The organism is Exiguobacterium sp. J17977 (genome assembly GCF_018616375.1).
Taxonomy (GTDB): domain Bacteria; phylum Bacillota; class Bacilli; order Exiguobacteriales; family Exiguobacteriaceae; genus Exiguobacterium; species Exiguobacterium mexicanum.
Genome location: NZ_JAEQBB010000005.1, coordinates 112258 through 125671, shown reverse-complemented (window position 1 = coordinate 125671; position 13414 = coordinate 112258). Strand labels below are relative to the sequence as shown.

At 53.3% G+C, this 13414-nt stretch carries 10 protein-coding genes; 6 read left to right on the top strand and 4 right to left on the bottom strand.

Features of this window, described 5'->3' with window-relative positions; all coding sequences use genetic code 11:
* Window positions 1-55: 55 nt before the first annotated feature.
* The 4 genes from KNO58_RS10455 to KNO58_RS10440 all read right to left on the bottom strand — a co-directional run bounded on the left by KNO58_RS10455 (window position 56) and on the right by KNO58_RS10440 (window position 7785).
* A complete protein-coding gene (locus KNO58_RS10455; RefSeq protein WP_214753709.1) occupies window positions 56-2140 on the bottom strand; it encodes a heparinase II/III family protein in 2085 nt (694 codons plus the stop codon).
* Window positions 2141-2250: 110 nt separating this feature from the next.
* Complete coding sequence (locus KNO58_RS10450; RefSeq protein ID WP_214753707.1) at window positions 2251-2913, bottom strand: hypothetical protein; 663 nt, start codon at window positions 2911-2913, stop codon at window positions 2251-2253.
* 49 nt (window positions 2914-2962) lie between these two features.
* Window positions 2963-4168: an NAD(P)/FAD-dependent oxidoreductase gene (locus KNO58_RS10445; protein WP_214753705.1), complete on the bottom strand. Its 1206-nt coding sequence runs from the start codon at window positions 4166-4168 to the stop codon at window positions 2963-2965.
* A gap of 110 nt (window positions 4169-4278) precedes the next feature.
* Window positions 4279-7785, bottom strand: a complete 3507-nt coding sequence (locus KNO58_RS10440) for a chitobiase/beta-hexosaminidase C-terminal domain-containing protein (RefSeq protein WP_214753703.1) — start codon at window positions 7783-7785, stop codon at window positions 4279-4281.
* A 386-nt stretch (window positions 7786-8171) separates the two neighbouring features.
* Between KNO58_RS10440 and KNO58_RS10435 the strand changes: the two genes are divergently transcribed.
* The 6 genes from KNO58_RS10435 to KNO58_RS10410 all read left to right on the top strand — a co-directional run bounded on the left by KNO58_RS10435 (window position 8172) and on the right by KNO58_RS10410 (window position 13391).
* Window positions 8172-8927 (top strand): alpha/beta hydrolase, encoded by a 756-nt coding sequence (locus tag KNO58_RS10435; RefSeq protein ID WP_214753701.1) that lies wholly within the window; start codon window positions 8172-8174, stop codon window positions 8925-8927.
* Between the two features lie 140 nt (window positions 8928-9067).
* The gene (locus KNO58_RS10430; protein ID WP_376778152.1) at window positions 9068-10765 is read left to right on the top strand and encodes a glycoside hydrolase family 13 protein; all 1698 of its coding nucleotides are present in this window, start codon (window positions 9068-9070) and stop codon (window positions 10763-10765) included.
* Between the two features lie 47 nt (window positions 10766-10812).
* Window positions 10813-11145 (top strand): hypothetical protein, encoded by a 333-nt coding sequence (locus KNO58_RS10425; protein WP_214753698.1) that lies wholly within the window; start codon window positions 10813-10815, stop codon window positions 11143-11145.
* Window positions 11146-11209: 64 nt separating this feature from the next.
* On the top strand, window positions 11210-11413 hold the full coding sequence (locus KNO58_RS10420; protein WP_021067949.1) for a YwbE family protein: 204 nt from the start codon (window positions 11210-11212) through the stop codon (window positions 11411-11413).
* Window position 11414: 1 nt separating this feature from the next.
* Window positions 11415-11582 carry a hypothetical protein gene (locus tag KNO58_RS10415; protein WP_021067950.1) on the top strand — a complete coding sequence of 56 codons (168 nt, stop codon included), beginning with the start codon at window positions 11415-11417 and terminating at the stop codon, window positions 11580-11582.
* Window positions 11583-11927: 345 nt separating this feature from the next.
* Window positions 11928-13391 (top strand): alanine/glycine:cation symporter family protein, encoded by a 1464-nt coding sequence (locus KNO58_RS10410; protein WP_214753696.1) that lies wholly within the window; start codon window positions 11928-11930, stop codon window positions 13389-13391.
* The last annotated feature ends 23 nt before the right edge of the window (window positions 13392-13414 follow it).

The window sequence follows — 13414 nt, the reverse complement described above, 5'->3', positions numbered from 1 at the left end:
CTGTACGAGTTTTCCCTAACCGACCGAGAAAAAACCCCCATTTTTAAAATGGAGGTTAGCGTAACATCGATAGCGTTTTCGTCGTGCCGTCCGACAGTTTGTAGCGCACGACGTAGTGGCGCGACGTCGTCTGGACTGTGGCGGACGTGATTTTGGTCGTCTTTTCGCCGATATGGATCAGCGTCAAATACTCGACTTCCTTGCCACGCTTTGTCGTCACGACTTGATTGCGACGTTGCCAGTCATAGTCACGATACGACACATAACTTGCGCCGACGGCGACTTTCGGCGTCGAGCCGACGTCAAGTTGCAACAGATGAATCGATCGGTTCTCGTTGTCTTTATACATGGCGTGACGGCTGCCGCTCGAGACGCGGTTCAAGCCGGTCCCGAGATGGAACCGCTGGACGAACGAGGTCGTCGTCGGACTGGTGATGTCATCGTAGACGAGCACCGTCCCATCACGGTCGTAGGCGAGACGACGGGTGTGCGTCATCCCGTTTCCGAGCAGCCCGCTCGTTCCGGCGGCCGTCCATTGCGTCGACGCGGCCCCGACCGATGTGATTTGGCTTCGCCGCAAGTTGCTCGACGTCAAGTTGAAATTCTTACCCACCACATGGACGGTGTTATGCGCCGCGGCCTGCATGACGGCGCTACGTTCGGGACGGTTCGTATAAGCGTAACGTCCGCTCTCGACGATAAAGTCGCGGCCGTAGCCGTACAGGTCGATCGACAAATCGTCGGCGTGCTTATGGATGTTGCTATGATAGCCAGCCGTCATCATCACTTGGACCGCATCCCGGAACGGACCAGAGGCCCCGCCCCAATGTTGGCGGAAGAAGGCGTACTGGTTCGATAGCTTGCCGACCCGTGTCGACGGTTGGGTCCCCGACTGTCCTTGCGTCATCGCATAATTTAGATGCGGATAGCGCTCGATATACGGAATCGCGTCCGTCCGGTGCGTGATGGACGGGGTGTCGCCGAACATCGGCAGGGTCCCATTCGGTTTCAACATATACGTCAGCGCGCTCGGCATATCTTTGACGTCACGCATCCGGCTCGATAGGGCGAAGCGGTTGGCGGCCGCCCAGTCGTTGAACCGGGCGAGCGTGTCATATAGATAGATTTGATAGAACGGCGAGTGTTCGAGATGGACCCCGTCCGTGCTCAAGCTGTGGTTCAACTGCTGCGTGAGCCGGTTCGTCGCGAGCGAGCGCCAGGCCGAGGAACGATAGAAGCTCCTATGCGTCTCCGCGACGGCGGTCAAGGCCATATCTTGGAACATGCCGTGATTGTTGTTCGGCTTATAAAAACTCGGCGTCGCCAGCAGTGTCGCGTGTTCATATAGTGTCTTGGCGAACAGCTGTGAGAAGGCCGGGTCGGTGTTGACCGCGGACGAACGGAATTCATTCCAGAAGTTGAGCAAATGGAACGTCCGGATGGCGGTGCCATGGTCGTGATACGGCCAGCGGTAGCGTGTATAATTCGCGGCCGGATACTGCTTGGTCCAACTCGTGACAATCCGCTTCCCGTAGCGGAGATAATCATCTCGTCCGGTGGCGGCATACGCTTGCGTCAACTGGTTCAACGTCGTGAAATAATGGATTTGAAACTTGAACGACGTCGAATCGACCGCAGGGACGCTGGCATCAAACCGATATGTATCGATGTTCGGGACACGCAACTGATAGGGAGGGGACGGAATATACCAGTTCCCCTTCATGGCGGCATCGGCCCGGGCGATGGCCGTCTTGGCGGTCAACTCATCGTAATAGTAAGGCGTCTGTCCCCGGGTGAGCGAGCGCATATACTCGTGCGTCAGCCGGGAGTAGGTCGAACCGGAAAACGTCGTCAGCGACAAGTTCGTCGCCACTAGTGTGACGGCTTGCTTTTTTACGTAGTAGATGGTTTTTCCGTCTTGAATCTTATAGTAGTGACCGGACGTACTGAGCGCCTTGAACCGCTTCGCCGCGCGCAACGTTCCTTTTGGCTTGAGCGTCTTTCCGACAAATTGATAAAGCGTCGTGCCAGTAGGTGCACTCACCTCATAAGGTGAACTTGATGCGGCGTCGACCTGTCGCGGCGTCAAAGTCGCCCCAATCATAACCAGAAGCAGGCATAAAAGTATCCATCGTTTCATAACGTCTTCCTTTCTCCGACCGTTCAACGGTTACATGTATACAATTAGTATACAATTATATATTTAGCCAAAGAAAGGAAAAATCGTACTATCTTTTTGGATGAATCAGGTTATAATGCGGCCCAGACACTTTGCTTCAAGACGATACGTTGGACCGTTTCGGGATTGAGATCATATTTCGTTGAGACGGTACGGGTCACTTTCGCTTTCAAGTCAGGGTCGTCCGATTGCTCGGCCTCGTAGACGCGATTCCAGGCTTGCCAAACGCGTGCTTCTTCATCTGACAGTTGTGTGTCCCATTCCTTCTCTTTTAACTGCCAGCCGAACGACATCTCTTCATAGGCGCCGGGTTGGACCGTGTCCGCCAGGCTCCAATCGCCTTCAGGGGCGAATACGGCTTCGCCGAGTGGCGATTCGGTACCGATATAGGCTTCGTGATCATAAAAGCGGAGGAGGGCGGCTTGGAACGTATCGCGCGCCGTCACCTCGTCCATGACATCCTGACTGATGGACTGGAGCGTCTCGACGTCAGGTTGTCCGTGGACCACGATATCATACGTATAGCGGACGGCCTCATCTTCTGTCACAGCTTGTCTCGTTTCAATCGTGTAACGTCGTTCATCCTCTGTCGCCTCTGCTTGCGTGACGGTTTCGTCGGTCGTTTCTTCGGCTGGCTCGTGCGGCCAGACGTAGACGGTCAAGGCGATGGCGGGGATGAAGAGAAGAGCGCGCCTCAGCCGATACACCCATTTTGGTTTTTGTTTTGTTGTCATTTCACTCACTCCAATGTGTATGTATAAAAAATCCCCTGATGTCAGGGGATTAACGTGTCCGATTTAATCGTACGATTCGAGCATCTGGATTGTCGATGCCGCGGACCAACTCGCTCAAGATTTTAGAACCTAACATGCTGTAGACCGTGCCGTTGCCCCCATATCCGAGTAAATAGTAGAGGTTCGGACGGTCCGGATGTTCCCCAATAAAGGGTAGCTGGTCGATTGACTCACCGAACAGGGCCACCCACGTGTATTCAACTGTCAAATCATACATCGGGAACAAAGCCTCGACTTCTTGGCGCAACCGCTCGGCCCGTTTTTGAATGAGTGCCTCGCTATGCGGGGTCTCTGCTTTTTCTTCATCGAGTCCGCCGGCGATGATGCGGCCGTCGACGGTCGTCCGTAAATAGAGGTACGGCCGTTTCGTCTCCCAAATGAGCGCCTGACCTTCCCACTCGTCGAAGTCAGGAACGGGATTCGTCGCAATCGCATAAGAACGGTTGAGTTCGATCCGATGGGTGTCGAGGAGCGGGGCTGGGCGATAGCCGGTCGCAAAGATGACGTGGCCCGCTTTGAACGTTCCTGCGGGAGTCAAGACGAGCCAGTCGTCTCCGTCGGCGACGACTTCTGTGACGTCCGTCTCTTCGAAGATCGGCACGTTTTGGGTCGACAAGTAGCGGACGACCTGACGGCTGAGCGTGAGCGGATTGACCTCGGCATCGCCGTTCGTAATCAAGCCGGCCGGTTTATCGAACGGATAGCGTTCTTGTAACGCCTCCCGGTCGAGCCATTCGGCCGCGAGTCCGTGTTTCGTCAGCATCTCATACTCCCGTTTCAATTTGGAGACATCTGCCTCGCTGCTGGCGAAACAAAGACTATCACGCCGGATGTAGACGTCTTTGGCGTCGACCGTCCCGGCGACCTCGTCGAGCGCATCCACCGCCTCGGCACACAGCTGATAGAAGCGGACCGCGTCCTCTTCACCGATTTGCTCGGCCAGTTCGTGCAACATAATGTCGTTCGAGTATTGAATGAGCCCTGTGTTCGCGGCCGTACTCCCGGCTCCGACTTTCCCTTGGTCGATGACGGCGAAATCGACACCGTCCTTGTGAAGCGTATAGGCTGTCAGCGTCCCGGACATGCCCGCGCCGATGACAAGTACGTCGTAGCGCTCTTTCTTGATTGGTTTTTGTAAGACGATTTGTTCCGATTCTGTGGTCGGCCAATATAAATTCCCGTTGTGCATCTCCATGACGTCATCCTCCGATAATCAGCATCTTCTTCTTAATCCCCGAATTTCACGAATGAAAACGCAAAAGGCCGCAGACAATCTGTCTGCGGCTTGCGTATTCGATTCAATCGTTATTTTTTGATGACGACCGTGTTAGCGGATGCGCCTTTCGTGTAGCTGATTCGTTTCACATTCTCTGCGCCACGGATTTCAGCCAAGTTTGTTCCATCTACCACGACTTCTTTCACAGTTGCGCCGTCGAAGTCGATGATGGCACCGGCTTCTTTCGGTTTCACTTGAACGACGATGTTTTTAAGCGGATCACCTGTCAATTCCGTGTAGGCGCCGCGTACGAAGATGCCGTTCTTGAAGTTCGTGCCTTTGCCAATCGTCACGCCGATGAAGTCTTCTTGAAGGACAAGGCGTGCAGCCGGGTTATTCTCGACCGTGTAACGCGTCAATTCCACTTCCGGCTCTGGAGTGAGGTCGATTTGTGCGAGGACCGGATCGTGGTCACTGGCGCGGCCCGACATTTCCGTGAAGTCAGCGTTGACGTGAATCATATCGATTTCGGTCGTCGCCGCTAACCGGTTCGACACGAGGATATGGTCGAGCACTTGTGAGTTTCCTTGATAGACGTACGAGTAACGGTCGATAGCTGGGACTTTCTCGACCATGTTCGTCATCAAATCGCCTTTGAAGATTTGCATCGCATCCGAGAATTCGAAGTCGTTGAAGTCACCGAGTGCGACGACGTTCGCATCCGGATTGTCCGCTTTCACGTCCGCCACGAAATTGTGGACGAGTTGCGCGATTTTCTTACGCTGTACTTCACTGCCGAGCACGACCGGCTGTTGTGAGCCGAAGAAACCTGTGTCGCCACCTTTTGAGTTCCAGTGGTTGGCGATGACGACGACGTTCTCGCCTTGGAAGTCGAACTGGGCTGCGAGCGGTTTGCGTGAGCTGTTGAACGCTGGGTCGAGCGGCTCAATCCGTCCCGGGTTATGCGTCAATTTGCCGTTTTCATAACCGACAGCTGTCGTCGCGTCACCAGCAGGGATGCCTTCTGTGAGCGAGACGCGTTCCGGGTCGTAGAGGAAGCCGACTCGGATGTTGGCGTTCGGCGCACCGCCGTCTTTGTTGTTCTCAGGATCGATATTGACGTATTTATACGTTTTTCCGCCGACGACGACAATGTTATCAATCAAGCGCTGGTAGCTTTGGTCAGCCGCCGAATCGCCTGTGCCTTGGCCGTTGTTATCTTGGACTTCGGTCACGCCGATGATGTCAGGGCTGTTCAACTCTTCAACGAACGCTTTCGCGAGTTTGAGGGCTTTCTCATCTGACGTCTCTTTGACGTTGTTTGAGAAGTTCTCGAGGTTGTAAGAGGCGATCGTCAACTTGTCCTCTTCAGCTTCGATGAACGTCGTCTCACGCTTGGCATCGCCTTTGACGAAGGCCGCTTTCATCTCATCAAGACCTGCTTGAATCTTGTAGTTGCCGTACGAGTATCCGACGACACCGACGATCGGGCCGTTGAAGCGGTCACCGGTCGCGACATCGAAATCACGGGCGGCCGCGTTCGGCTCGAGACGGAATTGAATCCGTTCCGGGTTGGCATCGTCTTTTTTCAACAGAATCCCGCCGTTGAACGTCTCGGTCGGTGTTGCTTCGAGCACGGTCACGAGGTCGCCGTTCTGTTGCGGTGAGACCGATTTGAGGTTACCTGTCTCGACGCGCATCCCTTCAAGGCTCTCCCAGAAGTCGATGGCGTCTTTGTCCGGGTTGAAGACGGCGAGGGCGTCGCTGTCGATGAATTCGGTCGGCAAGTTCGATGCGTCGATTTTCACTGGCGTCGGGAGTGCGACACCGCTCTTGACGACGTTGACGCTGCCGTTGCGCGTATCGATTTGCGTCATCTTCATATCCGTCTGTTGACGGTCGCTGTAGCCTTCGATGGCGTACTCGCTGACGAGACCTTTCACGCTGACGAGGTCACCGACCTGGATGCCCGCGATTGAACGGCCGCCATACAAGATGATTCCTTCCGAAGTGCGTGCATCTTGGTCTGCTTCCATGTCCGGTGTTTGGATATAGTAGTACGTCGTGCCCATCGACACGAACGAGTACGTGACGACGCCTTCGACGCCTTCAACAGTCTGTCCGTTCATCGGTGACGTGTGGCTCGCGCCTTGAATGTCATGGATGCGGATTTTGTCCGTGATTTTATAGTCGAACGTCGTCACGGCGCTGAACGCATCACCTGATTTGACGGCGACTTTGAGCGTCTTCGTCTCGTCGATGCGGACGGGTGACGTATAGAGCGTGCCGTTGACTTTCGGGTCCGACCCGTCGAGCGTGTAGTAAATCTGAGCGCCGGCTGTCGTCGTCGAGAGCGTCACGTCTTGTGGACCGACGAACGTGCCCGCACCTGGCTTCGCTGTTGCCGGACGGAGTACCGACGCATCGATGACCGTGTCAGACACGTCGCGCGGGATGATTTGATACGTGTTATCGAACTGTTGCACGATTCCCGTGATTGACGAGTAGTTGACGTCCGTCTGCAAATCGAGAATGCCGCGCTCGTCACGGACGACGAATTCTTTCGTTCCGTCCGTCGCCGTCAAGTTTTGCCCGCTGCCCGAGAGTTTAACGTTCTTCACGGTGACGAGTTCCGACTCGACGTCCTCGTTGATTTGTTCGCCGGTAAGGACTTGCGCTGCTGGGACGCTCGCCGCTTGTTTCGAGACGACGACGGCGCTGTTCAATTGAAGGAGTTCGCGGTACGAACCGATGGCACCCGTGACGACGACTTCATCACCGACGTTGACGGCGAGTGACGTCGGACGGACCGAGAGGCCGCCTGTCGCATCTTGAATCGAAATCGTATTGGCCAGCTTCGCTGTGACGACACCTTTAATCGTGACGGTTTCGCCTTCGGCTTTCGACCGGGCGTCACTGATTGAAATCGGAGTGACCGGAGCCGGTGGTTCGACCGTACCGCCATCGCCGTAGACGACGCCTTGGAACGTGTGCGATCCGAGGTTCGTGAACGTATCGATTGGTTGTGTGTTCCATTCAACGGCCGGGTCGAACGCATCCGCACCGTTCGTATCGCCAGTCGTCACCGTATCTTTACGGACTAACGACTGGTCCACCGTGGCGACCGTCGTTCCCCATTTCGTGCCCGGGTCGAATCCGACTTGACCGAAGACGTCGAGCACCGTGTCTCCTTTTTTCAAGACGAGCGTGTCGTCGCCGTTAAAGTTCGTCACACCGCTCGTCGTGTTCGATTTTGCTTTCAAGGCATCGTTCGCACTGCCGTTGACGATGACGTATGTGCCACCTGGTTGAAGCGTACCTGTCAAGTTGAGCGTCGTGCCTGGAGTGGCCGCTCCGTTCGCATACAATTCAAGTTTATAGGCCGAGAGGTCGATGGCCGCATTCGTTCCATTGAACAATTCGATGGCTTTGTTGTTACTAGACCCTTCAACGTATTCCGAGATGAATAGGTCTGAAGCGTTCAACGTCTCTGCGTGTACGTTTGCCGCGATCGGCGTCATGCTGCTGACGATGAGTCCGGCTGATAAGGCGAGGCCGGTCATTTGTTTGAATGAACGTGCTTGTGGTTTCCCCATGTGTTAGTCTCCCTTTGATTATGTAGATGGCCGATACGATGTCCCAGTTCGTGTGGTCACTTGCTTGAGCGGATGCCCCCTTAATCCAAAAAAAATGATAGCGCTTACATTACTCGACTTGACGCCAGGAAGACATAATCGTACTTCCCCCATCGTTTGACGGATTTCACTATCATTTACCAACTTTTCAACTACATGTTAAACATAACCAAGCAGACGTCAGAACTCAATCCACTTAATGAGAAGTTCATATTACAGTTTGATTACAGACATGAAGAGAACTGAGCAAGTAGGCAATCGGGTTGACGCGACGTGTTGCAACTCTTACAATTCATTAATACAACTAAGTGTATCGGTTAACTGCGGATTAAATAGGGAGGAAACGAATGACGACAATTACTTATCCGGTCATCCCGGGAGCGGGCGCGTTTTATTATGAAGGAAATGATATCGGCATCTTGTTGTGCCATGGCTTTAACGGGACGCCTCAAAGTGTGCGTGACGTCGGGATCGCCTTGATGGAGAAAGGATTCACCGTCTTCGCACCGCGGCTCAAAGGACATGGGACGGACCCGGAAGAGTTCCGGCAATCGACACGTCGCTGCTGGTATGAGTCGATGGAAGCCGGTATCCGTCTCTTGCGTGAGCGATGTCGACACGTCATCGTTGCCGGGCAGTCCATGGGCGGGACGCTGGCGATGAAGGCCGCTTTGGCCGGGCAGGCCGATGCGATCGTCACCATCAACGCGGCGTTGTCGGTCCCAGGCTATGCCTGTCACGCCACAGATGATGTCTGTCGTTTCATCGATGAAGACGAACCGGATATCTGTGCACCAGGTGTGTATGAAATTGTCTACGATAAAGTTCCGACGTCAGCCATTCGTGAACTGCTCGCGCTTATCGAGGAAGTGCGACCGATGGCGGCCGAGGTGAACGTGCCGACGTGTGTCATCCACTCCGCCATCGACAACGTTGTGCCGCCCGAAGATTCGATCTGGTTATACGAGACCGTTCAAGCCCCGAAACAACGGGAAGTGCTCGAACAGTCGTATCATGTGGCGACGATGGACCATGACCGGGAGCGGTTGGCGGACGTCATCAGCGCCTTCTGTGAACAAGTTGCGACGGCCCCCAAAATGTAGTCTCCGGACTGCATTTTTTTATATATCATTATTTGCAAACGCTTGCACAAGTGCTATTGTAGGATTAGATTCAGCTCAAAACAGGTATTGCTGTTCAAGTATATAGAATATAAATGATGAGATGTAGGAGGCAACGGCATATGGAGTCGATGGTCAGTAGACAACGAATAAAGAAGAAGACGGTCACCCGTACGTGGTGGAAAGAAGCGATCGCGTATCAGATTTATCCGCGCAGCTTTAAAGATTCGAACGGAGACGGGATTGGGGATCTCCGCGGTGTCATTGAGAAGCTCGATTACTTAGAAGACCTTGGCATCGATGTGATTTGGTTATGTCCGATGTACAAGTCCCCGAACGATGACAACGGCTATGACATCTCGGACTATCAAGACATCATGGAAGAGTTTGGGACGATGGAAGACTTTGACGCCTTGCTCAAAGCCGTCCATGCACGTGGCATGAAGCTGCTCTTGGACCTCGTCGTCAACCATACGTCCGATGAGCACCCGTGGTTCGTCGAGTCGAAACGCTCGAAAGACGACCCGAAACGCGACTGGTACATCTGGCGCGACGGGAAGGATGGGGGTCCGCCGAACAACTGGGCGAGCATCTTTGGCGGTTCGGCGTGGGAATACGACGAGACGACCGAGCAATATTATTTGCACGTCTTCTCCAAAAAGCAGCCCGACTTGAACTGGGAAAATGAAGACGTGCGCGACGCCGTCTACGATATGATCAACTGGTGGCTTGACAAAGGCATCGACGGATTCCGGGTCGACGCGATCAGTCACATCAAGAAGATGCCGACCGAGACAATGTTGCCGTCCCCAGACGGGAAACCGCACGTCACGGCGTTCTCGATGTATTCGAACATCGATGGCATCCACGACTATCTCCAAGAGATGAAACAAGCGACGTTCGCCAATTACGATATTATGACGGTCGGCGAGACGAACGGGATTGAGCCAGAGGCGGCTGACCTATGGATGGGGCCGGAGAACGGGGCGATGAACATGGCGTTCCATTTCGACCATGTCGATATCATGCGGCAATCACGTCTGGCGCCGCTCGATGTCGTCGAGCTGAAGCGCATTTTTGACAAATGGCAACAAGGCCTGCTCGAGACGGGGTGGAACGCCCTCTATATCGAGAACCATGACATGGTCCGTGCCGTCTCGCTCGTCGGCGATGAGAACCACTATTGGCGGGAGAGCGCAACCGCCCTCGGCATGATGTATTTCTTCATGCACGGGACACCGTTCATCTATCAAGGGCAGGAAATCGGCATGAAGAACGTGCCACTGCCATCGATTCATGACTATGACGACGTGGCGACGAAAAATGAATACTTCGAACGGATTGCCAACGGAATGAGCGAAATCGATTCGATGCAACAAGTATGGGGAACATCACGCGACAACGTTCGTACTCCGATTCAATGGGACGCGTCACCGAACGCTGGTTTCTCGACGGCGACGCCTTGGATGCCGATTCATGGGGAGTACGAGACGCTCAACGTCGACGCCCAATCGAAAGATGCCCATTCGATTCTGTCGTTTTATAAGGCGATGATTCGTCTTCGTCGGACGGAAGACACGTTCACATACGGCAGTTACCGCGATTTGTTGCCGGACCATCTGCAAGTGTTCGCCTATGAGCGTACGTTCAAAGAACAGACGTTTTATGTCATCGTCAACTTGACGGCGAACCCTGCCGAGACGACGCTGTCCGGACTCGACGAGGCGACGCTCGTTCTAACGAATGAGATGGACCCGGAGACGATTGAGACGGACACGTTTATGTTGCGGCCGTTCGAAGCAAGACTGTACCGCTTATAAAGAGAAGACACCTTCACGGCGAAGGTGTCTTTTTAGGAGGTAGGAACATGCATCACATCGAAATGGGGAACGATGAGACGACATTCGAGTTCGTCATCACGAAAGCGTCACGCGACACGTTACGACTTATCCATGCGCAAGTCAGCGAGACGGTCCGGACGGAGGCGTATGTCCAATTCGCACGGGATTTGACCCGTGCCTTTCATGCGCTGAAAGGACTGGCCCGACTGCAGAATGAGGCAGGGCGAGTGATTTTGTCAATTTCGTTCGAACGAGGCCACGTCGAGGTCGAGACGGCTTGGGGGAAGGCGACGAACCGATTCAGGACCGATCAAAGTTATTTGACGAGGACGGTCGGTCAAATCGGCATCGTGGAATAGATTGTGACAAACGCGGGAAAAGAGCATATGATAGAGGTTGACTATACGGAAAGGGGTGTCGGGTATGGATGGCACGAAACGCGCGGACATTCGCCCAGGGCTCCACGTCCAGATTGTCCTAAAACAAGATCAGCGGAGTGGGAAGTTGACGTCAGGCGTCGTCAAAGACATTTTGACGAACTCGCCGCGTCACCCGCACGGCATTAAAGTACGCTTAAGCGATGGACAGGTCGGTCGGGTGAAAGTGATCGAAGCTGGAGGTGAATGACATGACTGAAAAGAAATTAAGTTTCCAAGAGGCGATGAAGCAAAAGCTCGCCGAGAAGAAACAGAACGAGACGAAAGTGCCGACAGGACTTCGTGGGACGAAGCAAAAACCGTTGACGAACCAGTTGACGAAGAAGCCAAACAACCAGAAGAAACGGACAGGCGTTTAAAAGCAGCCGCTCAATGAGCGACTGTTTTTTTATTTCCCAAATAGGAAGTGAAATTGATACTTTCTACACATTAAAACCTATTCACAAAGCGAATAGTTTGAAACAAGTTGAATGAGGACATCAAAAAAAGTCAGGTAAATAAAGATTTTTTATTTCTTTAAAAAGACTTTGTAAGCGCTTTAAATAAAGCTATGACTCAACTTTTGTTATATAACATATGAAATTTGTGTGAACTGACCTATAAAAAAATTATTGCTAATTGTCAGAATCTTTGTATAATTCAGAACTAAGACATCATAAAATTTTGAACAACTTTAGATTCACACAACAGGGAGGAACTTATTTATGGAAGCCGTGCAAAGCATGTTACAAGGAAGCGTCGATTACATGAACAACATCTTATGGACGTACGTGTTAATCGTCGCGCTCGTAGGAGCCGGGATTTACTTTACAGTGAGGACACGCTTTATGCAGTTCCGTTACTTAAAAGAAATGTTCCGGGTCGTTACTGAAAAACCAGAGGCCACAGACAGCAAGAGCATCAGTTCAATGAAATCGTTCTTCATCGGTGCGGCCACGCGTATCGGGACTGGTAACTTGGCCGGTGTCACCGTCGCCGTGACGGTCGGTGGACCAGGAGCAGTCTTCTGGATGTGGATCGTCGCGCTTCTCGGTGGAGCGACTGCGATGATTGAGAGCACGCTCGCTCAAGTATATAAAGTAAAAGATGACGTCGCATACCGTGGCGGTCCAGCATACTACATTGAAAAAGGACTCAACAACCGGGCCCTTGGTATCGTCTTCGCCGTCTTGATCGCGGTGACGTTCGGTCTCATCTTCAACTCGGTTCAATCGAACACAATCGCAGCCGCGTTTGATAACGCGTTCGGCATCGACGCTGTCGTCGGTGGTGCCATCCTTGTCGTCTTGACTGGATTGGTTATCTTCGGTGGTGTGCACCGTGTCGCGAACTTCTCAGCGATTGTTGTACCAATTATGGCTGGATTATATTTGGCCATCGCAGGTTATGTCGTCGTCGTCAACATCACAGAAATCCCAGGCGTCTTTGCATTAATCTTCCAGAGCGCATTCGGCCTTGAGCAAGCGTTCGGTGGATCGGTCGGAGCAGCCATCTCGATGGGTGTACGTCGCGGTCTCTTCTCGAACGAAGCAGGTATGGGTTCGGCACCAAACGCGGCAGCAGCCGCTGAAGTTTCACACCCAGCGAAACAAGGTTTCCTTCAAGCGCTCGGCGTCTTCTTGGACACGTTGATCGTCTGTACGGCAACAGCAGCCATCATCCTCCTCTCAGACAGCTATGCTGCCGGTAACGGAGAAGGAATCGTTATGCTTCAAAACGCATTGAGCGAACAAATCGGATCATGGGCGCCAGCGTTCGTAGCTGTCAGTGTCTTCTTGTTCGCCTTCAGTTCAATCGCAGGTAGCTACTACTACGGTGAAACAAACATCGAGTTCATCAAGAAGAGCAAAAACGCAGTTCTCGGTTTCCGCCTTGCGACAATGGCGTTCGTCTTCATCGGAGCAGTCGCAAGTCTCGGCTTCGTCTGGAGCTTGGCTGACTTGTTCATGGCCGGTATGACGTTAATCAACATCGCAGCCATCACGTTACTCGGTGGCGTCGCCTTCAAAGTCCTTCGTGACTACGAAGAGCAGCGCGCCCAAGGCCTCAACCCACGCTTCTCGGCCCGTAAACTCGGGATTGAGAACACGGAATGTTGGGACGTCGAAGAAGAAGAAGTTGCACAAGGTGCGGTCCAAGCGGCTGCTGCCGATACGACAAAAGGTTAATCTCAACATATAAGCAACAACAG